This is a genomic window from Actinomadura madurae, from assembly GCF_047130825.1.
Taxonomy (GTDB): Bacteria; Actinomycetota; Actinomycetes; order Streptosporangiales; family Streptosporangiaceae; genus Spirillospora; species Spirillospora madurae.
Window position 1 is genome coordinate 2,899,471 of sequence record NZ_CP083237.1, and the last position, 24,622, is coordinate 2,924,092.

A 24,622-nucleotide genomic window follows, 5' to 3' on the forward strand; every position below is an offset into this window, starting at 1 on the left:
GCCTCCGGATGTGACATCACCGCGCCCGGAGGGCGGCGGCCTCGGCGGCGAGCTTGCGGATCCGGTCCCAGTCGCCGTCGCGGACGACGTCCGCCGGGGTCAGCCAGGACCCGCCGACACAGCCGACGTTCTTCAGCGCGAGATAGTCCGCGGCGTTGCGCGGGCTCACACCGCCGGTCGGGCAGAACCGGATCTGCGGCAGCGGCCCGGCGAGCGACTTCAGGTAGGCGGCCCCGCCCGCGGCCTCCGCGGGGAAGAACTTCATCGCTGTGACCCCGCCCTCCAGCAGCGCGATCGCCTCCGACGCGGTCGCCACGCCCGGCAGGAACGGCAGGCCCGTCGCGACCATCGCCGCCTGGAGCCGCGCCGTGCAGCCGGGGCTGACCAGGAACCTCGCCCCGGCGGCGGCCGAGCGCTCGGCGTCCTCGGGACGGACGACCGTCCCGGCGCCGACGACCGCGTCCGGGACCTCCGCGGCGATCCGCGTGATCGCCGCGATCGCCGCCGGCGTGCGGAGCGTCACCTCGATCACCGGCAGCCCGCCCTCGACCAGGGCGCGGGCCAGCGGGACGGCGGCGTCCGCGTCGTCCAGCACGACGACGGGGATGACGGGCACGAGGTCGAACAGCTCTTCGGCGATCATGCGGGCTCCAGGTCTGGCAGGCTCTGGGCGAGCCGGACGGTGGCGCCGACCAGGGCCGGGCCGGGGTGGACGATGAGGGCGGTCGGGATGGCGCGCATGTAGTCCTCGACGGGAGGCTTCCCCTCGAAGCGGGCCCGGAACGCGCTGCCGCGCAGCACGTCCACGATGCGCGGCAGGATCCCGCCGCCGAGATAGACGCCGCCCCGCGCGCCGAGGGTCAGGGCGGCGTTGCCGGCGAGCGAGCCGAGCAGCGCGCAGAACATCTCCAGCGTCTCCCGGCAGCGGGGGTCGTCCTGCCTCTCGCAGATCTGCCGCGGGATAAGTTCCTCCTGCGGCTCGCCGTCGAGCGTCGCCAGATAGCAGTGGACGCGGACGAGCCCCGCGCCGGACAGCAGGTACTCGGCGGTGACCGCGCCCTTCTCGGCGCGCAGCAGCCGCGCCACGGCGATCTCCCGCTCGGTGGCGGCCGGGATGTCGACCTGCCCGCCCTCGCCGGGAACCGGCACCCAGCCGGACGGGGTCGGCACCAGACCCGCCACCCCGAGCCCCGTACCGGGCCCGACGACCGCAAGCGGCGCACCCGGGGTGGGAGCGCCCGCGAGCGGCGCAACCGGGATCGGCACACCCGGGATCGGCACACCCGGGATCGGCACACCCGAGATCGGAGCACCCGCTTTCGGCGCACCCGCTTTCGGCGCACCCGGGATCGGCGCACCCGCAAGCGGAGCGCCCGGGATCCGAGCGCCCGGGATCCGAGCACCCGAGATCGGCGCGCCCGCTTTCGGCTGGGCCCCGCCGACGGGGATCAGGTCGTCCGGGCCCAGGCGCGGGAGTGCGAGGGCGAGGGCCTCGAAGTCGTTGATGATGTCGAGGTACGGCAGGCCGAGGTGGGCGCGCACCGCCTCTGGCGTGCCCTCCGGCCAGCCGGCGTTGGTCAGGCGGAAGGTGCCGTTCCCCACGGGTCCGGCCACCGCCAGGCACGCGGCGGACGGTTTCGCGCTGGGCGCGTGCCTTCTGAGGTAGTCGGCCGCGGCCTCCGCCAGGCCCGGATAGTCGCGCGTGGGTAGCGATTCCACGTGGGCGGGGAGGCCCTCCGGGCCGTCCACCAGCGCGAACCGGGCATTCGTCCCGCCGACGTCCGCGACCAGCCACTGGCTCATGAGAAGACCCCCGCGCCGCGCTCGGCCGGGCCGACCGCGTGGCGGAACGACCGGAACAGCTCGCGTCCCGTGCCCCACGTCTGGTCGGGCGGCCCGGCGGCGGGCTCGCGGGCGGCGAGTTCGTCCTCCGGGACGAGGACCTCCAGGAGCCCCCCGTCCGCGTCGAGCCGAACGATGTCGCCGTCGCGGACGCGGGCGAGCGGCCCGCCCGCCGCCGCCTCCGGTGACACGTGGATCGCGGCGGGCACCGCCCCAGAGGCGCCCGACATCCGACCGTCCGTCACCAGCGCGACGCGGTGCCCTCGGTCCTGGAGGACCGACAGCGGCGGGGTCAGCCGATGCAGTTCCGGCATCCCGTTGGCGCGCGGCCCCTGGTTGCGGACGACCGCCACGACGTCCCGGTCCAGCTCCCCTGCGGCGAACGCCTCCTGGAGCTGCTCCTGCGAGTCGAACACGCGGGCGGCGGCCTCGATCGTCCGGTGCTCCGGCCGCACGGCCGACACCTTGATCACCGCCCTTCCCAGGTTGCCGCGCACGGTGTGCAGGCCGCCGTGCGAGTCGAACGGCTCGGCGACCGGGCGCAGCACGTCGGTGTCGCCCGATCCTCCGCCGATCGGCCGCCACTCGACCCCGCCATCGGCGAACTCCGGCGCGTTCCGGTACGCGGCGAGGGTGTCGCCGCCGACCGTCCGCGCGTCCTCGTGCAGGAGCCCGGCGTCGATCAGCTCGCCGATGAGGAACGCGGTGCCGCCCGCAGCGTGGAAGTGGTTCACGTCGGCGGTGCCGTTCGGGTAGAGGCGGGTGAGCAGCGGCGTGACCTTGGACAGCTCGTCGAAGTCGTCCCAGGTCAGCTCGATGCCCGCCGCCGCAGCCATCGCGACCAGGTGCAGCGTGTGGTTGGTCGAGCCGCCCGTCGCGAGGAGGGCGACGACGCCGTTCACGAACGCGCGCTCGTCCAGCAACTCGCCGATGGGCGTGTAGCCGCCGGCCAGGTCCGTGAGCTGCAGGACGCGCTTGCCGGCCGCCTCGGTCAGGGCGTCGCGCAGCTTCGTCCCCGGCGGGACGAAGCTCGCCCCCGGCAGGTGCAGGCCCATGACCTCCATGAGGAGCTGGTTGGAGTTGGCCGTCCCGTAGAAGGTGCAGGTGCCGGGCGAGTGGTACGACGCCGCCTCGGCGGCCAGCAGTTGCTCGCGCCCGATCTCCCCGGCCGCGAACCGCTTGCGGACCTTCGCCTTCTCCCCGTTCGGCAGCCCGGACGCCATCGGCCCGGCCGGCACCAGGATCGCCGGCAGGTGCCCGAACGACAGCGCTCCGATCACCAGCCCCGGGACGATCTTGTCGCACACGCCGAGGAGCAGGGCGCCGTCGAACATGTCGTGGGACAGCGCCACGGCCGTCGCCATCGCCACCACGTCCCGGCTGAACAACGACAGCTCCATGCCGGCGCGGCCCTGCGTGATGCCGTCGCACATCGCGGGCACCCCGCCGGCGAACTGGGCCGTGCCGCCCGCGGCGCGGATCGCGGCCTTCAGCAGGTCCGGGTAGTCCTTCAGCGGCTGGTGCGCGGAGAGCATGTCGTTGTACGACGACACGATGGCGATGTTCGGCGTGGCGTCGCCGCGGAGCCACAGCTTGTCCTGGACGCCGCAGGCGGCGAAGCCGTGCGCCAGGTTCGCGCAGCCCATCCCAGAGCGCACCGGGCCTTCCGTCCGGGCGTCGCGGATCCGCTCCAGGTACGCGCCGCGCGGCCCGGCGCTCCGCTCGACGACGCGCCGGGTCACTGCCGCCAGCACGGGATGCACAGCCATCAAACGCTCCTGCTCCAAACTTCCACGACCGGGGATCTCTAGATCGTCATCGTCCTCGCCAAGCTATCGAGACATCGGTCATCCGATCAACCGTACTTATGAACTTTGAATGACATAAGTCGGTCGATTGCGCCAAGTGGACTGGCTGAAGGGGCGCGTGCTTGACTGGCCGGATGCCGCGCCCCGTCACCCGCCCCTCCACGGTCGGCGACATCCTCCGCCTGATCCGCGAGGACGGCGTCGCCACCCGTGCCGACCTCGGCCGCATCACCGGGCTGTCCCGTCCCGCGGTGGCGTCCCGCGTCGCCTCCCTCATCGCGCGCGGCCTCGTCGCCGAGCACCGGGACGGGCCGTCCACCGGCGGACGTCCCCCCGTGCGGCTCGCGTTCAACGCCGCCGGCGGCACCGTCCTGGTCGCGAACCTGGGCCAGTCGCGCGGCCAGCTCGCCGTCTGCGACCTCGCGGGGACGATCCTGGCCCGCGCCGACGGGCCGCCCGCCGAGGTGTCCCCCGGCAAGACGCTCCCCCGGCTCCTCGACCAGTGGACGTCGCTGCTGTCCGCCTCCCGCATCGACGCGTCCTCCGTGCGCGGGGTCGGCCTCGGCGTCCCCGACGCGGTCGAGCACGTCGCCGGACGCTGGGACGCCGTCGAGATCGGCGCGCCCATCTCCGCCCGCTTCGGCGTCCCCGCCTACCTGGACAACGAGGTCAACGCCGCCGCCCTCGGCGAGCACCAGGCCCACCCCGGCGTCGACGACCTGCTGTTCGTCAAGGTCTCGACCGGCATCGGCGCGGGCGTCATCGCCGGCGGCCGCATCCAGCGGGGCGCCCTGGGCGCGGCCGGGGAGATCGGCCACGTTCCCGTCCCCTCGCCCGACGAGGCGCCGTGCCGCTGCGGCAACGTGAACTGCGTCGAGGCCATCGCGGGCGGCACCGCGCTCCTCGCCCGCTCCCCCGCGGACGACCTGCCCGGCCTAGCCGCCCTCGCCCGCTCGGGCGACCCCGCCACCGTCGCCCTCCTGCGCGACGCCGGCCGCCGCATCGGCGAGGTCGTCGCCACCGCCGTCAACCTGCTCAACCCCGCCGTCGTCGTCCTCGGCGGCGACCTCGTCGGCGCCGACGAGCCCCTGATCGCGGGACTGCGCGAGGTCGTCTACCAGCGCTCCACCGCACTGGCCACCCGCAACCTCCGCATCGAGCCCAGCCGCCTCGGTGAACAGGCCGGCCTCACCGGCTGCGCCGCCATGGTCCTCGACCACATCCTCTCCCCCACCGCCATCGACGCCACCACTTAGCCAACACGCACCACCCAGCCAACACGCACCGCGCAGCCGACACGCACCGCGCAGCCGACACGCACCGCGCAGCCGACACGCACGGCGGTAGACAGCGCGGGATAGACAGCGGGCGCGACGTAGCCGGCAGGCACGACATAGACGGCGCCGCAGAGACGGCGGGATGGCGTAGTCGACAGGCACGACATAGCCGACACGCACCACCCAGCCGACGCCGCAGAGACGGCGAGCCCCGACATAGCCGACACGCACGGCATAGCCGACAGGCGCCGCGCAGCCGGTCCTGGCACGGCAATCCCATCTTTAAGTGGGCGTACTCGCTTGCTCGCCGCCACATGGTTCGCCGGTTCGGTCTGATATTCGCGGCGTGGACGGCCCTTTCCTTGATCGTCTCGGACCTCCCGGACGTCCTGGACGCCGCACTGGCCGTGGCGGGGGGCCATCAGCGTGGTGGTGGCCGGGGTGTACGTGTATCCGCCGCAGCGGATGCTGCCCGGATGGGTCCGGTGGCTTGAGGTAGACGAAAAGATCACCGAGCGTCCCTCGTGTTTCGAGGTGCATCGGCATGCGCGGGCCCGACAGGCGCCGCGCAGCCAGCGCGGCATAGCCGACAGGCGCCGCATAGCCGGCGACGCACGGCGTAGAAACACGCAAGGAATAGACGGGCGGGGGCGGCGTAGACGGCGGGCGTGGCGTGGGCGCTACGGCTTAGAATCGGCGGCAGGCCGAAAGGGGCGCCATGGACGCGTCGGTTCCTCTTCACCAACCAGGCGACATGCTCTTCAACGCGCCAATGACGCGGGAGGAGACCTGGCAGACCATTCCCAAGCGCACCCGCAAAAGGCTCAAGCGGCGGTCAGGCAAACCCATTGACTGGATTGCCAACCTCGGCCCTGACGGCCTCCCGTGGGCGGTGACCTTCGGTAAGCGCGGCCTCGCCGCATACCGGACCAACTTCGACGTCTTCTCCTTCGATTTCACCCCCGGCTCCCTCAACCGGGTGCCGGTCGACGGCGGCTACCCCTCGGACACCGAACCACCCGAGGACAGCATGCCGGTCGACCCGCCTGACCTCGGCATCAACCAAGAGGACTACGACATCCTCGGCAACCTCCCGGCCCGGGCACAGCGACTTCTCCAACTGCCCTTCCTGGACGGCCAGGAGGTTCTGAGTAACTGCTGGCTGTACAAAGGGACCCTGGAGCGCCTCGACGAGTTCATGTTCTACCTTGCGGGGCCGCGAGAGGTCACCGTCGCCACGGGCACCATGGCCGTCACACCCGGCGGCACCGCCCACTGGTCACTGACCTGCTATCACGCCACGGTCACCCACACGGACGCCCCGCCGAAGAGACCCTGACACTCAAGCCCCATGGCTTCCGGGCGTCCAGGCACGTCCAGGCGTCCTAGTGTTCAGAGCGATCGAGCATTCTGAGCGCCCAAGCATTCGGAGCCTCCGAAGTGTTCAGAGCGTCCTAGCGTTCGGGGCCTCCGAAGTGTGCGGGTGTCGAGTGGTCAGGCGCAGCGAGACCAGACGCGTTTGTGTTCAAGCGCGCTCGGTGGCCAGGCGCGTCCAGTGGCCGGGCGCGTCCGGTGATCAAGCACGTCCGGCGTTCAGGCGCGTTCGGCCAGGAGGGGGCCTAGTACTTGGGTGCCTGGGCCGACGCGTCCGCCGGGGCCGGGGAGCTGGGTGGTGTTGGACGGCGTGAGCGTCCCGCCGCAGTGTGCGCAGGACGGGACGGACGTGGTGTCGTTCCCGCAGTCCAGGTGCCGGATGCGCGCCGGCGGGCCTTCGGGACCGGCATACCACCGGTCGCCCCACGCCATGAGGGCCAGCAGGACCGGGTACAGCTCCTCCCCCTTCGCGGTCGCGCGGTAGTGCTCGCGGGGCGGATGGTCCTGGTAGCGCTCGCGTGTCAGCACGCCCTCCTCGACCAGACGCGCCAGGCGCGCGGCCAGGACCTTACGGGAGATACCGAGGTCCCGGGCCAGATCGTCGAACCGCGTGACGCCGGTGATGACGTCCCGCATGATCAGCGCCGTCCACGCGTCCCCGAACAGGTCGGTGGCACGGGCGATGGAGCAGGCGACCTGGCCCAGTGGTGTACGTGTCACGGCGCTGGATCCTACCCGAGTTCCCCGAGGAAACTTGGCATGTTAGTTCCCTTGAGAAACTTATGGAGGGATGCGCTGGTGGCTTCACCGATCCTGGTCCTGGACTCGTCCGCACCCGGCAGCGTTGACGGACGCCATCTTCGAGCCGCCGTCTTCCAGGACGTGCGCCTGCAGTACGTCACGAAGGTTCTGGACGAGACTTCCGGCAAGCGCGCCGCCGTGATCGGCGGTGGACGGGGGCTCCTTGCCCAGGGGCTGGCCCGCCTGGGGATGGAGGTCATGTCCGTGGACCCTTCACCCGAGGCCACCGCACTGGCCCGGGTGTCCGACGACTCCGGGGCGGTCGTCTACAGCACCGCGCCTTTCGAGCGCCCCGGCCTGCCAGAGGGGACGTTCGACCTCGTCTACTGCGCCGACACGTTCGAGATCACCGAAGACCTGGACGCAGTGCTGGCCGCGGTCGCCCGATTGCTGCGCCCCGGCAGCACGTTGATCTACGACACCGTGAACCGGACGCCGATCTCCCGCCTGGTCTATCTGGGGATGTTCCAGCGCGTTCCCGGCACACGCATCATGCCTCCCGGCCGCTATAGCGCCGCCCGGCTGCGTCCGCCTGCCGAACTGGCCGACCGGATGACCGCCCATGGCCTCACCAACCTCGACACCTGTTCCTTCAAGCCCCGCAGCGTCGGCGCGCTGATCTCAGCGACTCGCGCCCGCCGCGCCGGCCGTGTCGCCGACGACCAACTCTCCTCGATGGTGGACTTCAAGCTCGACCCGAACGGCCCGCCTGTCGTCACCTACCTGGGCCACGCCCGCCGCACCTGATCGCCCGACGGCGCCACGCCCGCCTGAGCCTTCCGCGATCCTGACTCCTAGGACTCATCTCGGGTGGGGCTTGTTGCGGATTGCCACAGCGACAAGGGGTTCAGCGCAACGTTAACTGCTGGTGCGGCTGTTGAGGCCCGAACCTGAAGCCGACTTAACGTTTGCGCCAGCGCGACAGTTACGGTCGGCGCGACTGTTTGGGTTGTTGCACCTTGCTGTCTGTTGATCGGGCTCCGGGCTTGAGGTCTGCGCCCGCCTTAGCCTTGCCGCTTCTGCGGGTGGAGTTTTATCGAGAATCCTGGCTGATGCGAGTGGACGGCTGGGCCCGCTCCTGTACGTCTGCACGCCCGTCCCGCTCACCACATATTGCTGTCACGTTGGTTGAGGTAGCGGGTTGTTGTTCGTTTTATCTGCGGCTTTGCGACTCTCCTGCGTTCCTGGCGCGGCCTTGCGGCCGCGCTGTTGTCGGCGACGCGCCGAAGGCGCGCTTTCTGGGCGCAACCCCGGTGGGACCGCAACCCTTGAGCTCAAATACCAGCCCCTACAACAACCAACGTGACTTCAGCCGACGGTGACCTACATGTAGGCACTATCCGCGGGAGCCCGCTCAGCCGTCCACCTGCCTCAACCACGCTATTCCGACAAAAAGACTGCCTCAGCTTTGACGATCAAGAGAAGGGGCGAGAAAGTTTTGACTCAGAGCTACAGTATGACTGCGTAGAGCCACAAAGATGGTAAGATGAATTTGGTGAAGCGGGAGGGGGTGATCCAATGATGACGGCTCTGACGATCGCCGAAGACGTGCGCATCGAAGTGGGTGAGTGGGAAGGGCGCGGATGGTTTCCGCCAGGCCCGCAGTTGGCCATCTGCCTTTCCAGCGGATTGGACGGACTCTCGGACACCGAACTCATGGAAGTGGCCGCCGCCGCGCGACGTCAGACCTCATGGGCGCAGGCTCGCGAACTCGCCGCCATCGCGGAGTTGTCCCGCCGCCGTCTCGCCGACGAGGCCGAGGGCGGCCCCGACTACCGGATCCTGTCCGCCCACGAATCGGTCGTCGAAGAAGTCGCCGCCGCACTCGCGGTGACCGGCGACGCGGCCGCCACACTGGTCCACCTCGCCGACCGACTCGCCAACGACCTGCCGGCCACGCGCGAGGCCCTGGAGACCGGCCGGATCGACCTGCCGAAGACCCGCGTCATCAGCGACCTCACCGACGGGCTTCTGGACGGCCTCCCCGAGCGGGTCGAAACCGCCGTCCTGGACAAGGCGCCCGACCAGACCACCGGCCAGCTTCGCCGCCGCATACGGCGCATCGTGCAGAAGTTCGCCCCTGAACGCCTCGAAGAGCGTAAGCGCGAGGCCGTCCGCCGCCGTGACCTGCAAGTCTGGGACACCCTCGAAGGCACCACCGACCTGACTCTCACCGGTCTGGAGACGACCGAGGCCCACGCCATCTTCAACAAGATCGTCGCCGTCGCGCGGGGCCTGAAGGCGGACGGCGATGTGCGCCCTCTCCACGCCATCCGCGCCGACCTCGCCAAGGAACTCCTGAAGGGAACGTCGTTCCCCGAGGCCACGCGTGCGTCCGACGCCCGGCAGGTCGAGCCGCCGCGAGCTACGGCCGTCGCTTCCGCAGCGGTCACCCTTCCAGACGCGACGATCGTCGAGACCCTCGCCAAGATGGCCGATGAGCGGTTCAGCAAGATCCTCACACACGCCCGCGCCACGGGACGGACCAACGCCCTGCCCTTCCTGATCAACCGGGCCGTCCAGGACATGCATGACCAACTGCGCGGCCTTCGCGAGAGCTGGTGCCATGCCACCGGCGACCGGCACGGCCACAGCGGCTACCGCCCACCGGCGGCCATGCGGCGCCTCATCGAGGCCCGCCACGCAACCTGCGTCTTCCCGACCTGCAACCGACGGTCGAACCGCTGCGACCTCGACCACACCGTCCCCTGGGGCCAGGGACTCACCTGCCAGTGCAACCTCGCCCCACTCTGCAGGCGACATCACCGGACAAAACAGTCCCCCGGCTGGACCCTGATCCAGCCCTGGCCAGGCCTCCTGATCTGGACAACCCCATCGGGAAGCTGGCACATCACCCTTCCCACCCGACAGTAACCCGACGCCCAGCCGGACGTTCTCACTGATCGTGGTGACGGCGCACAATCTCGTTGATCCAGATGGGCGCGAACGGAGACGTACACCCCGGGGATGTCGGGTAGTCCTTGAGCACCTCCAGCCGCTCACCGATGTCGATCGCGCGGGAGCGGTGCTCAGCGTGCTCGATCCCGATCTGAGCCAAGCAGTGATTCATCGCCCACTGGAGGCGTTCCGGGGCGTCCTTCATCTGCGCCTCGATCACGTCGAGCAGTCCCGCGAGGTCAAGGCCCTCGGAATTCTTCGCCACGCGTTCGGTGGTCAGCGCCCAACCGGCACTGGCGACCGCCGGATCTGGATCGGCGAACCAGGCCAGCCGAAGATCTTCGGAGTGCGGGCTCTTCTTCACCACGTAATTCACGAGCCAGTCGTGCACCTTGGGCGTGCGCGCATCGCGCACCATGACGTCCAGATCGTCACGTTCGAACGCCTTCGGCCGGCAGATCAGAATCGCCAGCAGCCTCGCCGCACTGTCCCCCGTCTCCCACAGCCGGCACGCGAGTTCCTGCTGCGTCTTCAACCGCTTCGCGAGCGCGCGCAACTTGCCGAGGTTCACACCGTGATCGTCACCGTGTCTCTCATTCACCTCGCGCGCCTTCGGATCCTCAAGCGCGGCCAGCTCGGCCATCACCTCGGTCATTGTCATCTCGGCCACAGCAACCTCCCGCCCACCACACGCGAGCCTCAGCGTACGCCGAGAGCCGTCCCCCGTCAGACCGAGCTGTAGGACCGGGGGAACGAATCCAGGGCGGCCCGCGCCCGCTGCCACACGTGTACGACTGGTGGGAAGGTGAGGTCATGGAGACTGCCAACCGCACGCTTACGGCAGACGTGATCGCGGCACTGACGTACTGGCCCGGCATCATTTATCGGGGTCAAAAGAATCCTCCGGACCCGGTGCATCTCACCGTCCTACTTCATTCACGATCAACTGCTCGGATCCCATGCCAAGATGGGTGACGTGGTCCTCCGCCCGGCGAACGCGCCTGCCGGCTAGCCAGAGCCGCATCCATTCGGAAGAGTTTTCACCAGGCTGATGGATCTGCGCGGAATTTCGTTTGAAGAAATGGGACGGCGGACTAAACGGGCGATGTCCACCATCAACAGGCTCCGCAGCGGACGACTCAATCCGCATCCCGTTCTCCTCAAGGAGATCGCCGTGTCGGCGGCGTGCGTGTGGGGGTGGAACCGAGCAGGGCGGCAGCTATGGGCGGTTGGCTCAGCGGACGGAGCCGCTGAGCCGGCTGGTGCCACCGCCTGAGCCCGAGCCCGCGGTGCGGGTAAGGGGCTGGCCGTCGACATATGCGACCGCACTCAGCGAGCCTTCGCCCTCGCGCTTCATGACGAGGCTCCAGGTGTCCTCGCCTTGCTTGGTGAGCTTGATGTCCTTCTGCCAGGGGAGCGTCACCTGCGGCTCGGTCGTTGAACGGCCGTTGATGACGTAAGTCATGGTGACAGTCCCCTCGCCCTCGACTTCGAAGGTGAGCGTGTGCGGCTCGTCATTGGACGAGCATGCGCCCGACAACAGCACGACGGTGGCCGCTACAAGCGGCCACCGGACCAACGTGGTCATCCGCTCGCTCCTAGTAATGATCACTGCGCAAAGCTACAGGATCACCACAGACCGGAACAGACCAACCAACGATCTGCACAAGCGAGGTCGCTACATGGCTGGCGCGACTCGGGCGGATCCGATGCCCCGAGCCGCTGATCGAACATATCCTCGGCTGTTACGCCGACCGCGCCACCAATGAACACCGCGACCAACCCTGACGCCGACTGGTTGTTTCCCGGCGGCCGCTCATCCCCGGCGCCCTCCGCCAGCACTACGCGCCTCGGCGTCCAGGTCACCCAGACCCGCGCCGCCGCGCTCGGTTATCACCACGGCACCGCCGCTACCCCGCTCAGCGCCGACGCGCCCACGCCTCACCACGTCATCCAACAGCCCGGTCAGACTCTCGGCGACCGCGTCCAGCGCCTGGCCCGCCGAGTCCCCTCGCGAACCAGCAACCGCCCCGCCATGCGTTCCGGCGAGCTCCGCTAACCGTCCGCCATAAGCCAGCACAAGCCGCCGCAACGCACTCCATGGTCATCACCGGTTCGCTGGAGCAACGGCGCCAAACGGCGATGGCCCATGGGTTCGACGGCCTTACAGAGATCTTCTAGAAGGCTGTCGCAAAGCAGTCGGGTCATCGCCGGGAGCCCGCCTGTGCCGCGTGGGCTGCATTCGTGACGCTGCCAGCTTGCCCGCCGGGGTCAAGGACGTCCTGCGCCGCCTCGGTTCGGCCGGGACCCGCAGGTCGAGCAAGTGATGGACACCGTGCCCCATGCCCAGAGGGGCACCGCGCCCGGCAAGACGTATCGGCATTGGGCCAACTCGCAGGTCTCGCGCCGGGCCGCCGGTGGCCACGGCTCCTTGGAGGACGACCAACTCAATTCATCCCGACCAGGGTCCCGGCGCTCTGCATGATCCCGAGATGTAGCCATATGTGTTCTGTGTACTGCCTCGTGGCCTCGTTGACGGTCCCGTAGTGGTGGAACGCTGATCTTGGACCGTGCGGCTGACTATGGCCCAGTCGTTAGCGGGTGTCGCGGTGGGACTGGCGGCGGGCGCCCTTGGCTCGGGTGGCGGCGTGGCGGCGGTTGAGGGCCGGGTCGGCTGTTGTTGGTCTGCGGCGGGGTGTGGTCTGGGGGGTCATGGGCTCGGGTTCTGGGGTGCCGGGGGCGGGTGGGGGTGTGCGGGACGGGTTGGCGGCGGCGATGCGTTCGGCCTTCAGTTCGGAGGCGCTGCGCCGTGCGGCTCGTGCCAGGTACCAGCTCACCCGGGCCAGGGCGTCCTCGAAGACCTCGGCTTTCTGGGCGTCGCGGGTGTTCTTCGGGCGGGCCTTGCCACGGCCGCCGTGTTCGGCGACGCGGTCGCTCGCGGTGCGCCGGTACAGCTTGCTGTACTTGTTGCGGGCGCGGCGGATCCGGGTGTGAAGGTCCACGAGGCCGTCCTCCGTGAGGTAGGAGAGCTCGGCGCTCCCGGTCTCCCGGACGAGAGCCTTCTCGGGCTCGTTCAGCGAGTTCAGCAGCGCCTTCATCAGCCCCCCAGGCGGTCGGTGCGGCCCGTCGAGCGTCGCATGAACCCCCGTAAAAGGTGGGACGAGAACGGGCCAAGAACGGCAATCGGGTCGGTTGACCTCAAGTTGCGTTGAGGTTCTAGCGTGAGCGTCCGATCGTAGAGAGGAGCATCTTCATGACTTTCGGCAACGTGCGTGTGGCCGTGCTCGGGCTCGGGGAGATGGGTTCGGCGCTGGCCGGTGCCTTTCTGGACGGCGGGCATCCGACCACGGTGTGGAACCGCACGCCTGGCAAGGGCGAGGGGTTGGTCGCCAAGGGGGCGAAGCTCGGCTCGACGGTCCGCGAGGCCGTCGGCGAGGCGGACGTCGTCGTGGTCAACGTGAAGGGGGCCTCGGTCGCGGAAGACGTTCTCGGGCAGGCGGGTGACGCGCTGGCCGGGCGTGCGGTCGTCAATCTCACCGACGGGACGTCCGCCGAGGTGAGGAGGGTGGCCGAGCGGGCAGCCGGCGCCGGGTATCTGCACGGGCAGATCATGACCATTGCGCCCGGCATCGGGCATCCGGACGCGACGATCTTCTACGCGGGCGCGGAGGCGGTCTACGAGCGCCACCGGGCCGCGCTGGGGCTGCTGAGCGGGCACGCGCCCCTGGTGTCCGGCGATCCCGGGGTGGCCGTCCTCTACGGCATGGCCGTCCACGGGACGATGTGGGGTCTGCTCAACGGGTTCCTGCATGGGGCGGCGGCGTTGGCCGACGAGGGTGTCCGATTGGAGGACTTCCTTGAGCGGGCCGATCCCGCGCTTTCGGCGCTCTCGGGGTTCCTGCCGGTGATCGCCGGGGAGGTCGACCGGGGCGAGCACGCGACACCGTACGGGGCGCTCCGGCATCATCTGCCGTCGATCGAGGATCTCGTCCGGGAGAGCAGGGCGCGGGGGATCGATACCGAGTTGCCCGAGTACACGCTTGGTCTCGTCGCCAAGGCCGTCGGGCGGGGGCACGGCGACGACAGCTACTCGCGGCTGGTCGAGCATTTCCGGCGTTCTATCTGAATTATGCAGCCCGGGTGTGGGACGAGGTGGTGCGGCGGGCGAAGGAGCCGATCTCCTTGATGGCGGTCAGGCCCTCGCGGGAGAGGTCGGCGAAGATCTGGAAGACGTGCGCCTGGCCTTCCCAGATCTGGAGGGTGCAGGGGACGCCCGCGGCGCCGAGGCGTTCGGCCATCAGCTCGGCGTCGGCGAGGAGGACCTCGATGGAGCCGACGTGGATGAGCGTCGGGGGCAGGCCGGACAGGTCGGCGTGCACCGGGGAGAGCCACGGGTCGGTCAGGTCGGCGTCCGGGAAGCAGGTGCGGACCATGTCCCGCAAGCGCGGCGCCGGGATGAACGGGTCGAGGGCGGCGTTCGCGTGCGCGATCTTGACGTCGATGTCCAGGTCGGTGAACGGGGAGAGCGCGGCGATCCCTGCCGGGCGGGGCAGGCCGGTGCGCAGCGCGTGGATCGGCGCCATGAAGGCGAGGTAGCCGCCCGCGGAGTCGCCGGCGATCACGATGTCGTCCGGCGCGCGGCTGTCGAGGAGCCACCGGTAGGCGCCGACGCAGTCGTCGATGGACGTCTGGATGGTGACGCGGGGCTGCATGCGGTAGGCGACGGAGAGGACGGGCATGCCGGCGGCCTGGGAGATGCGGGCGATCATGCGGCGGTGGGTGCGCAGGCCGCAGGCGACGAAGCCGCCGCCGTGGAAGTAGAGGATCACCCGGCGGGAGTCCGCGGGCACGCCGCGCCCCCGGACCCATTCGGCCGCGCAGCCCGGCCCGTCGACCTTGGTGACCCTGGTGCCGCGCGGCGGCACGAGGAGGGCCGCGGCCAGGTCGAGCAGCGGGGCGAAGCGCAACGTGAACGGGGTCCATGGGAGCCGGGTGACGAGCGGGCGCATGAAGCGGCGCATCAGGCGGGCGACCAGCCGCGCGCCCCGGCCGCATCCCGGGCGCTCCTCGATCACCGCCGCGACCGCCATGCCCCGTCCCCTCCCGCCGTGCCCGGAGGAGCCTAGCAAGTAAGTGCTTGGGTATCTACGGGTGGAGGGCCTCGTCGGGGGGAGCCGGGGCCGCGCGGGTGAAGCGGACCGTGAGGCCCTCGCGTTCGGGGGCGCAGCAGTAGGGGCCGGCCGCGGCCTCGACGGCGGGCGGGAACGGGGCCAGGCGGATCATCTGCCAGGGGTCGTCGCCGGCGCGGGCGCGGATCGTCACCGCGTCGCCGCTGCGGCTGGCCCGGATCGTCACCTCACGGCCCGTCCACGGGACGGGGAACGAGGACCAGTCGGAGACGCCGCGCGTCACCACCGCGCCCAACTGGAGGGCGCCGTCGCAGTACTCGGCGCCCGCCTTGATCCAGGTCGTCTCGTCCAGCCGGACGAGGAGGCCCGCCTGGTCGAACTGGTGGTCGTAGTCGGCGAGGAAGGACACCTCGACGGCCGCCTCGGGGCCGAACGGGGACAGCAGGGCGTGGCCGCTGTCGCGGTCGTAGCCGTAGGAGGTCGTCCGCCAGAAGTCGCTGCCCGCGGCGGCGGTGACGAGGAGCGCGGAGCCGTCGTCCCGGACGGACGGGGGCGGGTTGAGCCAGTCGCCGGTGATCACACACCGGAATCTACGGGAGGGGTGGGGCTACCTCCACCCCCGGTGAGGGGCTTTCCCTCCACGGACCGGGTGGCTGGACCCAATGCCCCGAGAAGTGTCGGACGCGAGGGTTGTGATTGGACGCGGACGACGGGTACGGGGAGGACCGGGATGGCGAGCACTGCGGTGGCGGGACGGGTGATGCGGGGCCGAACGCGGCCCCTGGTCACCGAGGTGGGGCTGCTGGCGGTCCTGTTCGCCTTCTACAAGTGGGGCCGGACGCTGGTCGAGCACGGGCCGGGCCAGGCGATGTCGAACGCGCGCCGGCTGTGGGGTTTCGAGCGGACGTGGCTGCCGAACGAGGTCGACGTCCAGAACTGGGCCCTCGGATGGGACCACACGGCGTTCCTGGCCAATGTCTACTACGTGAGCGTCCATTTCCCGGGGACGGCGCTGCTGCTGGTCTGGCTCTACGTGCGGCATCGCGGAGCCTACGGGAGGGTGCGGAACGAGCTGGTGGTGCTGACGGCGGCCGGGCTCCTGGTGCACATGGTGTTCCCGCTGGCCCCGCCGCGGCTCGCGGGGATCGGGGCCGTGGACACGATGCTGACCGTGGGCCCGTCGGCCTATCCGGCCGCCGCCGACGGGATCGCGAACCAGTACGCCGCGATGCCCTCCCTGCACATCGGGTGGGCGATCCTGGTCGCGGTCGCGGTGCTGCGGGTGTCGCGGAGCCGGTGGCGGTGGGTCGTGGCCCTGCACGCGCCGGTCACGGTGTTCGTGGTGGTCGTGACGGCCAACCACTACTGGACGGACGGGATCGTCGCCGCCGTCCTGCTGGCCGGGGCGATGGCGCTGGTTTCGGCGGCCGGGCGAGTACGGCAGGGTGGGGGCCATGTTGCCGACGCACACGAGCACCGAGGTCCCGGACGTCCCGGTGGCGGTCCTGCCGGTGGGGAGCCACGAGCAGCACGGCCCGTACCTGCCCCTCTCGACCGACACCGTGATCGCCTGCACGATCACCGAGGAGATCGCGAAGGCGTACCCGGTGCGGACGCTCCCGCCCGTGACGATCTCGTGCTCGCATGAGCACGCCGGCTGGCCCGGGACGGTGAGCATCTCGGCGGCGACCCTGCACGCGGTGGTCAGGGACGTCGCCGAGTCGCTGCGCCGGTCGGGCGTCCCGAAGCTGGTCCTGGTCAACGGGCACGGCGGCAACTACGTGCTCGGCAACGTCGTCCAGGAGGCGCACGGCGCCATGGCCCTCTTCCCCGGGATGGACGAGTGGGAGGAGGCGCGGAGGGCGGCCGGCATCGAGACGACGGGCGTCGGCGACATGCACGCCGGGGAGCTGGAGACGTCGATCCTGCTCCACGCCCACCCGGAGCTCGTCCGGGACGGGTACGACACCGCCGATCACCTGGCCGATGACCGGCGGCACCTGCTGACCGCCGGGATGGCGGCCTACACCGGGTCGGGCGTCATCGGGCGGCCGTCACTGGCCCGCGCCGACAAGGGCCGGGACGCGCTGCGGAGCCTTGTCGAGGCGTTCGGGGACGTGCTCGCGGTGCTTCAGCAGCAGGGTGCCGGCGCCGGGCAGGCACGCGATGAAGCTGAGCACCCCGTACACGACGGACACGGTCAGGCCCTGCGCTGAGCCGAGCCCCGCGGCGCCGAACGCCAGGGCGAGGACGGCCTCGCGCGGCCCCCAGCCGCCGACGTTCACCGGCAGCACCATCACCAGCAGCGCCAGCAGCAGCAGCGGCAGGAGGGTGAGGAGCGGGGCCGTCGAGCCGACCAGGCGGGCGGCGACGACGAACAGGGCCAGGTGCCCGGCGAGGGCGGCGACGGACAGGGCCACGACGCTCGGCCAGGCCCCGAGGACGGCGCGCAGGTCGGCGAACGTCGAGGTCAGAGCGCGGTGACGCCACCGGGCCAGGACGAGCACGACGCCGAGGACCACCCCCGCCGGGAGCAGCGCGGGAGCCATCGCCGACAGCAGCGCGGGGTGGGCGAACAGGGCCAGGACGCCCGCGACCACGGCGACGCCCTGCCCGGCGATCCGTTCGAGGAACACGGCCCGCACGCCGCGCGCCACGTCGCCCGAGCGGTGGCCGTGGCTCACGGCGCGGTGCACGTCGCCGAGCACCCCCGCCGGCAGGACCGCGTTGAGGAACTGGGCCTTGTAGTAGTCGGCGACCGCGGCGGACAGGGGCAGGTGCAGGCCGAGGCGCTGGGCGACCAGCCACCAGCGGGCCGCGCTCAGCACCGTGGTCGCCAGGCCGACGGCGAGGGCGATCACCACGGCGCCGGTGTCGATCGCGTGGAGCGCGTCCACGAACGCGTCCGTGCTGTGCCACCACAGGAGCGCGGTGAGGATGCCCAGCCCGATGAGCAGGCGCAGCCAGGGCCAGGACTTCTTCACGGCGTTGAACATCACTGGGGCGGACATCACTGGGGACTCCCGGGGAGGGCGAGCAGGTCGAGGTGGTGCACCTCGGCGGTGAGCCGCCCGGCGGCGCACGCGTCGAGGCGGCGGGCGAGGTAGCCGTCCGCGGGCGGGGCGAGGTCCGGCCGCTGCTCGACGGCTGCGGCGACCCAGCCGCGCAGCCACTCGGCGGTCAGCGCGGCCTGCCCGGGGCCGAGCCGCCACGGGCTCGGCCGCGTCAGGACGGTGGCGCCGCGGCGCCCGAACGCCGCGGTCGCGGCGGTGACGGCGTCCGGGCCGAGAAGCCCGGCGCGGCGCTGGTGGGCGTCGAAGGCGGCGGCGAGTTCGGCGTCGAGCGGCTCGGACGGGGAGAGCCGGACGCGCCCGACGACCGACAGGGTCAGCAGGGCCGGGCAGGCCACCGCCGCGGCGATCGCCTCGATCTCGGCGGCGGTGAGCACGTCGAGCAGCGCGGACGCGGTGACCAGTGACACGCCCACCAGGTCGGACGCGCGGAGCGTGCCGAGCTCTCCGGCGCGGGTCTCGATCGTGGCGGGCGTCCCGTCCGCGGTGACGTAGGCGTTGGCGCGGGCCAGGTCGAGCAGGCCCGGGTCGCGGTCGTGCAGGATCCAGTGCTGCGGGCCGCGCAGCCGTCCGGACAGCCAGCGGCCGAGGGAGCCGGTGCCGCAGCCGAGGTCCCAGATGGTCAGCGGCCCGTCCGGCGGGAGCGCGGCCCGGAGCGGGTCGAGCAGCTCCGAGGCCCGCGCGGCGGCGTCGGCGGTCTCCCGCAGCGCCAGCCACGAGGGCGCGTAGGCGTCCGCCCGCTCCTCGCCGGAGAAGTTCTCGATCTCCGTCAGCGCCTCATTGTGGGGGGACGACCCCCCACGCCCCCCGGCAAAAGCCGCACCGATGCCCTCGCTTCGCTCCGTCATCGTGCCTCCCTGCGCAGGCGGGTCAGGACGGTGGCCAGGCGGCGGGCGGTGTCGTCCCAGCCGGGCAGCATGCCGCGGCGCAGCCGGGCGGCGGCGCGCAGCCGGCCGCGCAGCTCGGGTTCGACGAGCCAGCGGCGCAGCGCCGTGGCCAGCGCGGCGGGGTCGTCGGGCGGGACGAGCATGCCGGGGACGGCGCCGACCGGGTCCCAGCCGACCGTGTCCGGGACGCCGTCCACCGCCGTGGCGACGACGGGGATGCCGCGGGCGAGGGCCTCGGTCACCACCATCCCGAACGTCTCGGCGCGGGAGGCGAGGACGAGCAGGTCGGCGGCGGCGTAGGCGTCGTCCAGCGGCGCGCCGGTCAGCGGCCCGGCCAGCTCGACGCGGTCGTCGAGGCGGTGCCCGCCGATGAGGCGGCGCACGGTCGCGACGTGGCCGGAGTCGCGGCCGAGCGGCCCGGCGCACTGGCAGTGCCAGGGCAGGTGCGCCACGTCGGCGAGCGCCTCGACGAGGACGTCGTGCCCCTTGCGCGGGGTCACCGACGCCACGCACAGCAGGCGGCCGGCCCCGTCGGTGCCCGCGGCGAGGGGCGCCGGGTCGGTGCCCGGCGGGACGGCGTGGACGCGGGACGGTTCGAGGCCGTGGTGGGCGATGAGGTGGTCCTTCGCCCACGGGCTGGTCGCGATGACGGCCCCGGCCGCCTCCAGCACCGCGCGCTCGCCGGCGTTGAGGTCGGCCTGGCCGGGCTCGTCCGCCAGCGGCAGGTGGACGAGGACGGCCAGCCGCAGCCGCCTCGCCTCCGGGACGACGATCCCGGGCACCCCGCACGCCACCAGCCCGTCCAGCAGGACGACGGAGTCGTCGGGGAGCGCCGCGAGCGCCTCCGCGAGCTCGGTCCGGGCGGTCTCGCCGGGGCGCGGCCACGTCCCGGCGACGGCCAGCTCCCGGACGGGGCGGCCCGACTTCACGAGTTCGTCGCACACCCGCCGGTCGTACCGGTTGCCGCCGCTCGGGTTCCCGGCCTCGTCGATGTCGCCGGGGACGACCACGCAGATCTCGCGCGCCCCGGCCCTCCCGGCGGGCTTGGCCGCCGCCTCGTTCACGGTCACAGGTCACGCTCGTAACTGGCCCAGGCGACGTGCGACTCGTGCAGCGTCACCTGGAGGCCGGACAGGCCGCGCGCGTTCTCGCCGAGCTCGCCGGCGTGGATCCGGTCGGCCAGCCGGTCGGCGATGGCCTTGGCGAGGAACTCCGTCGAGGTGTTGACGCCGGCGAAGTCCGGCTCGTCGTCGAGGTTGCGGTAGTTCAGCCCGCCCAGGACCCCGCCCAGCTCGCGGGTGGCGAGCCCGATGTCGACGACGAGGCCGTCCGGGTCCAGCTCCGCCCGGCGGAACGTCGCGTCCACCACGTACGTGGCGCCGTGCAGCCGCTGCGCGGGTCCGAAGACCTCGCCGCGGAAGCTGTGCGCGATCATGACGTGGTCGCGGACGGTGAGTGCGAACAACGACGGCCTCCAGTCAGGGTGTGTCTCAGTAGGTGATTCGGTGGCACAGGGCGGAAAGTTCACAGGTCGCGAGACGCGGCATGACCTGCGGCAGCTCCCCGAACGGGCTCTCCCCCGTGATCAGCGCGTCGAACGCCGGGTCGGCGAGGATCCGCAGGGCCAGCGCGAGCCGGTCGGCGAAGGTCCGGCGGGACCGGCGCGACGGCGGGATCGCGCCGACCTGGCTGGCCCGGACGGTCAGCCGCCGCGAGTGGAAGAACTCGCCGAGCGGGACGCTGACCCGCCGGTCGCCGTACCAGCTCAGCTCGACGACCTCGCCCTCCGGCGCGACCAGCTCCAGCGACCGGGCGAGGCCCGCCTCGGTGGCGCTCGCGTGCACGACCAGGTCGCAGCCGCCGGCGGCCTCCTCGGGCGGGACGAACTCGACGCCGAGCGCGCGGGCGACGCCGGCCCGGGACGGGTCGGTGTCGACGAGCTGGACGCGGCTGCCGGGGAACCCCGCGAGGACCCCGGCGACCGAGCAGCCGACCATCCCGGCGCCGACCACCGCGACGCGGTCGCCGACCAGCGGGGCCGCGTCCCACAGCGCGTTCACCGCGGTCTCCACCGTCCCGGCGAGGATCGCGCGCCCCGGCGGCACCCCGTCCGGGACGACGCTGACCGCGCTCGCCGGGACGACGTACCTGGTCTGGTGCGGGTAGAGGCAGAACACCGTCCGCCCGAGCAGCTCGCGCGGCCCGTCCTCGACGGTGCCGACGTTCAGGTACCCGTACTTGACCGGTCCCGGGAACGCCCCGTCCTGGAACGGCGCCCGCATGATCGCGTGCTGGTTCGGCGGGACGCCGCCGCGGAACACGATCGCCTCGGTGCCGCGGCTGACGCCGGAGAACACGGTCCGGACCAGCACCTCGCCGGGACCCGGCTCCGGCAGGACGAGATCACGGATCTCCCCCTTACCGGGCGACCGGATCCAGAAGGCGCGCGCCTCGCGCTCCATCCGTGCTCCTCCCCCGAGTCCCCCGAACGCCGTGCCCGTCCGGACGGGCCGCACGGTGCCGCCTGACCAGCCACAGCACGTCCCGTCCGAACGACCACACCAGCAGCCCCAGCGCCGCCGCCACCAGCGCGCCGGACAGCGGGACGACCCCGGCCGCCGCGACGACCAGCGCCACGCCCTGCACCACCGCGACGGCCTTGCGCGCGACGCTCGGCGGCAGGTCGGCGCGCAGCCAGGGCGCCGCCCACGCCGCCGCGCCGAACAGGTACCGCATCGCCCCGATCGCCAGCACCCACGCCCCCGCGGACCACGCGACCTCGACGCTGAGCACCAGCACCAGGAAGGCGTCGGTCTCCATGTCGAACCGCGCGCCGAGCTTGGACGCCGTCCCGGTGCGCCGGGCGACCTGCCCGTCCACGCCGTCCAGGACGAGGGCCAGCGACGCGACGGCGACCAGCGCCCAGGTGTTCCCCCCACCGGTGAGATGCCCCGCGACCAGCGCCGCGACACCCCCGGTCAGCACGACCCGGGCGAGCGTCACATGATCGGCCGGTCCGAGCGTCCGGCGCCGCCGGAACGCCATGCCGAGGATCCCCCATGACGCCAGCGCGTACAGGACGCCCACGGCCAGGCCCGCGTAGCCGGGACGAAGCAGCGCCAGCAGCGCGAGCTGGACGGCCACCGCGGCGGCCAGCTCGGACCCCCGGGTGAGCCGGGGCCGGCGCGGCGGCGGAGCAGCGGGCGGCCGCACCGCGACCGGCCGGGTCAACGTGGCCGGCCGCGTCATCCGCGCACCTCGCTGACCGGCGCGTCGCCGAGCGCGGCGGCGGGGACGTCGATCTGCGGCAGGTCGTGCCCGAGCCGGTCCCGCTTGGCGGTGAGGTAGCGGACGTTGTCGTCGCTGACCGGGACGAGCAGCGGCACGCGGGCCGCGACGGGCACGCCGTACGACTCCAGCGCGCTGAGCTTGACCGGGTTGTTCGACATGAGCCGCACCGACCCGACGCCGAGGTGGTGCAGGATGCGCGCGGCCGGACCGTAGTCGCGGACGTCCACCGGCAGCCCGATCGCCGTGGCGGAGTCGACGGTGTCGAGGCCCTGGTCGTCCTGCAGGATGTGGGTCCGGACCTTCGCCACCAGCCCGATGCCGCGTCCCTCGTGCCCGCGCAGGTAGACCAGGACGCCCGCGCCCTCCCGGACGATCGCGTCCAGGCCGGCGCCGAGCTGGTCGCCGCACTCGCAGCGCGTCGCGCCGAAGATGTCCCCGGTCATGCACTCGGAGTGCATCCGGACGAGCACGTTCTCGCGTCCCCGCACGTCGCCGCGCACGAGCGCCATGTGCTCCTGCCCGTCGACCGGGTCCCGGAACGCGACGGCGCGGAACACGCCCCTCCTGGTCCGGAGGTCCGCCTCCGCGATGTCCTTCTCATCGATGCCCTGGTCCCGCATCGCTCCCCTTCCTCGGCTCCGCAATCACTCCTGGTACGTGGCGACCGCACCGGGTGGTTGCGTCCAAAAACGGTCCGTATAACCGGTGGCACGCAGGGGAGGCTCTTGAGGGTTCAGCCTAGGCGCGTGCGGACCACCAAGTCGTGAAGGGCGCGGTGGTTCGCGGGCGCTTCGGGAAGGGGACTTCGGTCGCGCTCGTCCTCCAGCAGGGCCGTGAGCGCGGCGACGTCGTCCCGCAGGCGGGGCGGGCCGGGCGCGTCCCGCGGAGGCGCGCCGTGCTCGGCGGCCCGCTTGGCCTCGACGAGGTCGGGAAGGTAGGGCGGTCCGCCGGCGAGCCGCGTCAGGTCGGCCTCGACCTCGCCCGTCCGCATCAGGTGGACGCCCGTCAGCAGCACCCGGAAGGTGTAGAGCAGCGGCTTCAGCTCGCCGGACTTCTCGAACAGCCTCCACTGGTTCCGCGCGAACCCCAGGTAGTGGTGCGCGTGGTGGAAGGTGACCAGCCCGGGGACCAGGGCCCGCAGCTCCTCGTGCACCGGGGAGGTGGCCACGACGAGCGGCGACATGACCTGCTCCAGAACGTATCCGTTGCGCCGCAGGAGCAGCGTGCAGAACTTCGCCAGGTCGTGGGTGACGGCGTCGGCCTCCACGCCGGCGTGGTCCCACATCAGCGTGACGGTGTCCTGGCCCGGTTCCAGCCCGACGATCTCCTCCAGGGGCAGCAGGTGGACGCCGCGCAGGTCGACGTCGGAATCCCGGGAGGGGAAGCCGTACAGGTGCGCGCCGCTCACCGTGAGGAACGCGCGGGGGTACGGGTGGTCGGCGGCGAAGCGGTCGATCATGCCTTCGGGGAGGTTCACCACGTCACGCTCCTGCGTCGGACGGAGATCAGCAGTTCCTCGACCGTGGCGCGGTCGGGTTCGGGCGGCAGGGGGCTGCGGGCCGTGGCCTCCTCCAGGTCGGCGGTGAGGGAGGCGCGCCACGCCTCGATCTCGTCCCAGCCGACCTCACCCCGGCGGACGGCGAGGAGGCGGTCGCGCAGGCCGCCGACGTCCACGCGCGGCTCGCCGTGCCGGACGAGGTGCACGCCGCTCTCCAGCAGGCGCAGCATGTGCATGACGTGCTTCCAGCGCGGGACGCCGCCGTTGCGCAAGTCGCCTTCCAGTTTGCGGAACTGCGCCTGGGCGTAGCGGAGGAATGTGCGGTGCGCGTGCCGCGACAGGAAGGCGGACCGGACGGCCAGCAACTCCTCCCCCACCGGCGTCACCCGCTCGACCAGCGGCGACCACAGGCACTCCAGGACGGTCGGGTTCGCGGCCAGCGCCAGCTCGCAGAAGCGCTCCAGCTCCCAGGAGAACTGCTCGGGCAGCGGGCCGTCCACGTGGGTGGGCGGTTTGGTGAAACGCCAGAACAGAGGGGCCGGCGCGGCGTAGACGCCGCGCCGGTCGACGTCGCTGGCATCGGTCGCCAGCCCGTAGGCTCGCGAGCCGGACACCACCGACAGGATCGTGTGGTCGCGGACGAGGCCGAGGGCCGCGGCGCGGTCGGGTTCGGTCACGGAGGAAGCCTCGCGCAGCGCCTCCGGGCGTGTCGACCGGATTGCCGACGGCCCGCAAAGGGTTACAGA

Annotated in this window: 24 protein-coding genes and 2 pseudogenes; 7 read left to right on the forward strand and 19 right to left on the reverse strand. The window is 71.8% G+C overall.

Annotated elements, in window-relative coordinates; genetic code table 11:
* Positions 1 to 16: 16 nt before the first annotated feature.
* The 3 genes from eda to edd are packed head-to-tail and all read right to left on the reverse strand — an operon-like array spanning position 17 to position 3,611.
* The gene (eda, locus tag K8Z49_RS13075; protein ID WP_075020283.1) at positions 17 to 643 is read right to left on the reverse strand and encodes a bifunctional 4-hydroxy-2-oxoglutarate aldolase/2-dehydro-3-deoxy-phosphogluconate aldolase; all 627 of its coding nucleotides are present in this window, start codon (positions 641 to 643) and stop codon (positions 17 to 19) included.
* The gene (locus tag K8Z49_RS13080; RefSeq protein ID WP_412518961.1) at positions 640 to 1,803 is read right to left on the reverse strand and encodes a glucokinase; all 1,164 of its coding nucleotides are present in this window, start codon (positions 1,801 to 1,803) and stop codon (positions 640 to 642) included. The genes eda and K8Z49_RS13080 overlap by 4 nt, the downstream gene beginning before the upstream one ends.
* Positions 1,800 to 3,611, reverse strand: a complete 1,812-nt coding sequence (gene edd / locus K8Z49_RS13085) for a phosphogluconate dehydratase (protein ID WP_412518963.1) — start codon at positions 3,609 to 3,611, stop codon at positions 1,800 to 1,802. Before edd ends, K8Z49_RS13080 begins: the two co-directional genes overlap by 4 nt.
* 173 nt (positions 3,612 to 3,784) lie before the next feature.
* Here edd and K8Z49_RS13090 point away from each other — a divergent pair, with 173 nt between their 5' ends.
* A complete protein-coding gene (locus K8Z49_RS13090) occupies positions 3,785 to 4,906 on the forward strand; it encodes an ROK family protein (RefSeq protein ID WP_412518965.1) in 1,122 nt (373 codons plus the stop codon).
* Between the two features lie 739 nt (positions 4,907 to 5,645).
* A complete protein-coding gene (locus K8Z49_RS13095; RefSeq protein ID WP_412518967.1) occupies positions 5,646 to 6,266 on the forward strand; it encodes a hypothetical protein in 621 nt (206 codons plus the stop codon).
* A gap of 254 nt (positions 6,267 to 6,520) precedes the next feature.
* Here K8Z49_RS13095 and K8Z49_RS13100 read toward each other — a convergent pair whose 3' ends face one another.
* A complete protein-coding gene (locus tag K8Z49_RS13100; RefSeq protein ID WP_021596887.1) occupies positions 6,521 to 7,021 on the reverse strand; it encodes a winged helix-turn-helix transcriptional regulator in 501 nt (166 codons plus the stop codon).
* A gap of 162 nt (positions 7,022 to 7,183) precedes the next feature.
* Here K8Z49_RS13100 and K8Z49_RS13105 point away from each other — a divergent pair, with 162 nt between their 5' ends.
* Together K8Z49_RS13105 and K8Z49_RS13110 are read left to right on the forward strand one after the other, a co-directional pair.
* On the forward strand, positions 7,184 to 7,849 hold the full coding sequence (locus K8Z49_RS13105) for a class I SAM-dependent methyltransferase (RefSeq protein WP_412518969.1): 666 nt from the start codon (positions 7,184 to 7,186) through the stop codon (positions 7,847 to 7,849).
* A gap of 771 nt (positions 7,850 to 8,620) precedes the next feature.
* Complete coding sequence (locus tag K8Z49_RS13110; protein WP_412518971.1) at positions 8,621 to 9,976, forward strand: DUF222 domain-containing protein; 1,356 nt, start codon at positions 8,621 to 8,623, stop codon at positions 9,974 to 9,976.
* A gap of 22 nt (positions 9,977 to 9,998) precedes the next feature.
* On the opposite strand, the gene K8Z49_RS13115 is transcribed toward K8Z49_RS13110, so the two are convergent.
* The 4 genes from K8Z49_RS13115 to K8Z49_RS13130 form a co-directional block, all read right to left on the reverse strand.
* Complete coding sequence (locus tag K8Z49_RS13115; RefSeq protein WP_412521048.1) at positions 9,999 to 10,661, reverse strand: DNA alkylation repair protein; 663 nt, start codon at positions 10,659 to 10,661, stop codon at positions 9,999 to 10,001.
* Positions 10,662 to 10,919: 258 nt separating this feature from the next.
* The gene (locus K8Z49_RS13120) at positions 10,920 to 11,150 is read right to left on the reverse strand and encodes a hypothetical protein (RefSeq protein ID WP_412518973.1); all 231 of its coding nucleotides are present in this window, start codon (positions 11,148 to 11,150) and stop codon (positions 10,920 to 10,922) included.
* Between the two features lie 84 nt (positions 11,151 to 11,234).
* Complete coding sequence (locus K8Z49_RS13125) at positions 11,235 to 11,588, reverse strand: hypothetical protein (protein ID WP_024936503.1); 354 nt, start codon at positions 11,586 to 11,588, stop codon at positions 11,235 to 11,237.
* Positions 11,589 to 12,594: 1,006 nt separating this feature from the next.
* Entirely contained in the window at positions 12,595 to 13,098 is a 504-nt protein-coding gene (locus tag K8Z49_RS13130; RefSeq protein ID WP_021599531.1) for a hypothetical protein, read from the reverse strand.
* A 155-nt stretch (positions 13,099 to 13,253) separates the two neighbouring features.
* On the opposite strand from K8Z49_RS13130, the gene K8Z49_RS13135 reads away from it, so the two are divergent.
* A complete protein-coding gene (locus K8Z49_RS13135) occupies positions 13,254 to 14,126 on the forward strand; it encodes an NAD(P)-dependent oxidoreductase (RefSeq protein ID WP_021599532.1) in 873 nt (290 codons plus the stop codon).
* A 1-nt stretch (position 14,127) separates the two neighbouring features.
* On the opposite strand, the gene K8Z49_RS13140 is transcribed toward K8Z49_RS13135, so the two are convergent.
* A complete protein-coding gene (locus K8Z49_RS13140) occupies positions 14,128 to 15,090 on the reverse strand; it encodes an alpha/beta hydrolase (protein ID WP_412518976.1) in 963 nt (320 codons plus the stop codon).
* A gap of 55 nt (positions 15,091 to 15,145) precedes the next feature.
* Complete coding sequence (locus K8Z49_RS13145) at positions 15,146 to 15,709, reverse strand: DUF1349 domain-containing protein (protein WP_021599534.1); 564 nt, start codon at positions 15,707 to 15,709, stop codon at positions 15,146 to 15,148.
* A gap of 288 nt (positions 15,710 to 15,997) precedes the next feature.
* Here K8Z49_RS13145 and K8Z49_RS13150 point away from each other — a divergent pair.
* A pseudogene (locus K8Z49_RS13150) lies at positions 15,998 to 16,531 on the forward strand (phosphatase PAP2 family protein); the annotation flags it as partial.
* Positions 16,532 to 16,583: 52 nt separating this feature from the next.
* Entirely contained in the window at positions 16,584 to 17,345 is a 762-nt protein-coding gene (locus K8Z49_RS13155; RefSeq protein ID WP_412518978.1) for a creatininase family protein, read from the forward strand.
* A gap of 3 nt (positions 17,346 to 17,348) precedes the next feature.
* On the opposite strand, the pseudogene K8Z49_RS13160 reads toward K8Z49_RS13155, so the two are convergent.
* The 9 genes and pseudogenes from K8Z49_RS13160 to K8Z49_RS13200 form a co-directional block, all read right to left on the reverse strand.
* A pseudogene (locus K8Z49_RS13160) lies at positions 17,349 to 18,140 on the reverse strand (lysylphosphatidylglycerol synthase domain-containing protein); the annotation flags it as partial.
* Positions 18,140 to 19,048, reverse strand: a complete 909-nt coding sequence (locus K8Z49_RS13165; RefSeq protein WP_412518980.1) for an SAM-dependent methyltransferase — start codon at positions 19,046 to 19,048, stop codon at positions 18,140 to 18,142. The pseudogene K8Z49_RS13160 and the gene K8Z49_RS13165, both read right to left, overlap by 1 nt.
* Positions 19,045 to 20,157 (reverse strand): glycosyltransferase family 4 protein, encoded by a 1,113-nt coding sequence (locus tag K8Z49_RS13170; protein ID WP_412518982.1) that lies wholly within the window; start codon positions 20,155 to 20,157, stop codon positions 19,045 to 19,047. The genes K8Z49_RS13165 and K8Z49_RS13170 overlap by 4 nt, the downstream gene beginning before the upstream one ends.
* Complete coding sequence (locus tag K8Z49_RS13175) at positions 20,154 to 20,552, reverse strand: 6-pyruvoyl trahydropterin synthase family protein (RefSeq protein WP_021597780.1); 399 nt, start codon at positions 20,550 to 20,552, stop codon at positions 20,154 to 20,156. Before K8Z49_RS13175 ends, K8Z49_RS13170 begins: the two co-directional genes overlap by 4 nt.
* 25 nt (positions 20,553 to 20,577) lie before the next feature.
* Positions 20,578 to 21,549: a zinc-dependent alcohol dehydrogenase gene (locus tag K8Z49_RS13180; RefSeq protein WP_412518984.1), complete on the reverse strand. Its 972-nt coding sequence runs from the start codon at positions 21,547 to 21,549 to the stop codon at positions 20,578 to 20,580.
* Entirely contained in the window at positions 21,506 to 22,336 is an 831-nt protein-coding gene (locus K8Z49_RS13185; RefSeq protein ID WP_412518986.1) for a CDP-alcohol phosphatidyltransferase family protein, read from the reverse strand. Before K8Z49_RS13185 ends, K8Z49_RS13180 begins: the two co-directional genes overlap by 44 nt.
* A complete protein-coding gene (locus tag K8Z49_RS13190) occupies positions 22,333 to 22,998 on the reverse strand; it encodes a GTP cyclohydrolase II (RefSeq protein WP_021597783.1) in 666 nt (221 codons plus the stop codon). The genes K8Z49_RS13185 and K8Z49_RS13190 overlap by 4 nt, the downstream gene beginning before the upstream one ends.
* A gap of 113 nt (positions 22,999 to 23,111) precedes the next feature.
* Positions 23,112 to 23,855 carry a nucleotidyltransferase domain-containing protein gene (locus K8Z49_RS13195; RefSeq protein WP_024935076.1) on the reverse strand — a complete coding sequence of 248 codons (744 nt, stop codon included), beginning with the start codon at positions 23,853 to 23,855 and terminating at the stop codon, positions 23,112 to 23,114.
* A complete protein-coding gene (locus tag K8Z49_RS13200) occupies positions 23,852 to 24,553 on the reverse strand; it encodes a nucleotidyltransferase domain-containing protein (protein ID WP_021597785.1) in 702 nt (233 codons plus the stop codon). Before K8Z49_RS13200 ends, K8Z49_RS13195 begins: the two co-directional genes overlap by 4 nt.
* Positions 24,554 to 24,622: the final 69 nt, after the last annotated feature.

Coding starts and splice junctions, on each gene's coding strand:
- eda (WP_075020283.1), bottom strand. CDS start 643: ATGATCGCCGAAGAGCTGTTCGACCTCGTGCCCGTCATCCCCGTCGTC.
- K8Z49_RS13080 (WP_412518961.1), bottom strand. CDS start 1,803: ATGAGCCAGTGGCTGGTCGCGGACGTCGGCGGGACGAATGCCCGGTTC.
- edd (WP_412518963.1), bottom strand. CDS start 3,611: ATGGCTGTGCATCCCGTGCTGGCGGCAGTGACCCGGCGCGTCGTCGAG.
- K8Z49_RS13090 (WP_412518965.1), top strand. CDS start 3,785: ATGCCGCGCCCCGTCACCCGCCCCTCCACGGTCGGCGACATCCTCCGC.
- K8Z49_RS13095 (WP_412518967.1), top strand. CDS start 5,646: ATGGACGCGTCGGTTCCTCTTCACCAACCAGGCGACATGCTCTTCAAC.
- K8Z49_RS13110 (WP_412518971.1), top strand. CDS start 8,621: ATGATGACGGCTCTGACGATCGCCGAAGACGTGCGCATCGAAGTGGGT.
- K8Z49_RS13115 (WP_412521048.1), bottom strand. CDS start 10,661: ATGACAATGACCGAGGTGATGGCCGAGCTGGCCGCGCTTGAGGATCCG.
- K8Z49_RS13120 (WP_412518973.1), bottom strand. CDS start 11,150: ATGCGGATTGAGTCGTCCGCTGCGGAGCCTGTTGATGGTGGACATCGC.
- K8Z49_RS13125 (WP_024936503.1), bottom strand. CDS start 11,588: ATGACCACGTTGGTCCGGTGGCCGCTTGTAGCGGCCACCGTCGTGCTG.
- K8Z49_RS13130 (WP_021599531.1), bottom strand. CDS start 13,098: ATGAAGGCGCTGCTGAACTCGCTGAACGAGCCCGAGAAGGCTCTCGTC.
- K8Z49_RS13135 (WP_021599532.1), top strand. CDS start 13,254: ATGACTTTCGGCAACGTGCGTGTGGCCGTGCTCGGGCTCGGGGAGATG.
- K8Z49_RS13140 (WP_412518976.1), bottom strand. CDS start 15,090: ATGGCGGTCGCGGCGGTGATCGAGGAGCGCCCGGGATGCGGCCGGGGC.
- K8Z49_RS13155 (WP_412518978.1), top strand. CDS start 16,584: ATGTTGCCGACGCACACGAGCACCGAGGTCCCGGACGTCCCGGTGGCG.
- K8Z49_RS13165 (WP_412518980.1), bottom strand. CDS start 19,048: ATGACGGAGCGAAGCGAGGGCATCGGTGCGGCTTTTGCCGGGGGGCGT.
- K8Z49_RS13180 (WP_412518984.1), bottom strand. CDS start 21,549: ATGGAGCGCGAGGCGCGCGCCTTCTGGATCCGGTCGCCCGGTAAGGGG.
- K8Z49_RS13185 (WP_412518986.1), bottom strand. CDS start 22,336: ATGACGCGGCCGGCCACGTTGACCCGGCCGGTCGCGGTGCGGCCGCCC.
- K8Z49_RS13190 (WP_021597783.1), bottom strand. CDS start 22,998: ATGCGGGACCAGGGCATCGATGAGAAGGACATCGCGGAGGCGGACCTC.